This is a genomic window from Pseudomonas sp. NFACC14, from assembly GCF_900106885.1.
In the GTDB taxonomy this organism is placed as follows: domain Bacteria; phylum Pseudomonadota; class Gammaproteobacteria; order Pseudomonadales; family Pseudomonadaceae; genus Aquipseudomonas; species Aquipseudomonas fluorescens_AA.
In genome coordinates this window covers 1-1255 of sequence record NZ_FNOA01000061.1, presented here as the reverse complement: position 1 = coordinate 1255, position 1255 = coordinate 1, and the positions used below count along the sequence as shown (strand labels likewise).

Here is a 1255-nt window from a genome sequence, read left to right as displayed (position 1 = left end):
GCCGCCGCGAAGGGCCATCCATGGCCCAGCGCGGCTACCTCGGCATCCATGCCGAGGTGCCCACTGCGCAATGCCTGCGTTCGGCCAGCGTGGTTAACGGGGCGCCGAGATCAACGTCCTCCGCGAGGCGGCCTGATAGCCGGCCTGGTTTAGGGTGATCGCGTTTCCCCTGTGGGAGCGAGCTTGCTCGCGATGGCGGTGGAACAGCTTGCATGAGCGTTGGATGTGCCGCCGTCTTCGCGAGCAAGCTCGCTCCCACAGTTGGATTCCGGCTAGAAGTACAGCCGCCAGAGACAGGTCGGCTATAAGCTTGCCTTTTCGTTCCAACATTAGGTTTGTGGCAACCGGCAGTTTTTGGGGGTGCTTCGCAACCCAAGGAGATGAGTGCCCCACACATTGCTTCCGCTCGGTGTTAGCGCGGATCGACGATGTCCAACGCCCGGTTCGCCAATAGCTCACTGAGCTCGACCATCTGCTGGATCCCCAGGGCGAAATGCCGACGCGAGCCTTCCAGGTCAAAGGTTAGGTCGCCAAGCATGGCGCTGGCGGAGGCCAGGGTTTCGCTGAGGTTGGCTAGGAGAGTTTCGGTGTCTGCGCTTTCCGCGACAAAGAACAGCTGGCTTGAGGGTTGTGTCTTTTTGGCTTGAGGCTTGGGGTCGAGATAATAATCGAGGGCGCGCTTGGCGGCTTCATCGTGCTTTTGGGAATCGGTTTCGGGGGGATTGGGTGTGGCTTTGAACATGATGCAGCTCCTGTTGTGTAGTGGAACCGCCATTTCCCGTTTCCAGGCGAGAAGGTGGCAGCTATGCGCGGGCTGGAAAACCGGAAGGAGCAAACCCGGCAGACTCGAAAGTCTCCCGCGCACAGCCGCCATAACGCAGAACTGCACACGCAAAAAAAGCGATGCAGTATCTCATGTGGCGCGCTGTTGCATGCTCACTTATCGGGTTTCCAGGCCCGACCGCTGAATTTTCAGCGACGGAAAAAGGTTACCGACAGCCCTTCCCACCCGGCAACCGCCAGGGCTCGTCGGAAAAATCTACTTGAATCAGAAAGTGTGTCCGACCATTCCCACAAAGCTTGGTCGGCTGTCAGACCGCCATCGCCGATCCCTGTGGGAGCCGAGCTTGCTCGCGATAGCGGTGGGTCTGCTTGCATCTATGCTGAATGTACCGCCGCCTTCGCGAGCAGGCTCGCTCCCACAATTGGACTGAGTACACCTGCAAGAGCAGGTCGGCTATCAGGCCGCCTCGCG

Annotated in this window: 1 protein-coding gene; it reads right to left on the bottom strand. The window is 59.6% G+C overall.

Annotated elements, in window-relative coordinates; all coding sequences use genetic code 11:
- Nucleotides 1–412: 412 nt before the first annotated feature.
- Nucleotides 413–742 carry a DUF6124 family protein gene (locus tag BLU85_RS30100; protein WP_092205611.1) on the bottom strand — a complete coding sequence of 110 codons (330 nt, stop codon included), beginning with the start codon at nucleotides 740–742 and terminating at the stop codon, nucleotides 413–415.
- Nucleotides 743–1255: the final 513 nt, after the last annotated feature.

Excerpts from the sequence above, each read along its gene's own strand:
- BLU85_RS30100 (WP_092205611.1), bottom strand. The coding sequence starts at position 742 with ATGTTCAAAGCCACACCCAATCCCCCCGAAACCGATTCCCAAAAGCAC.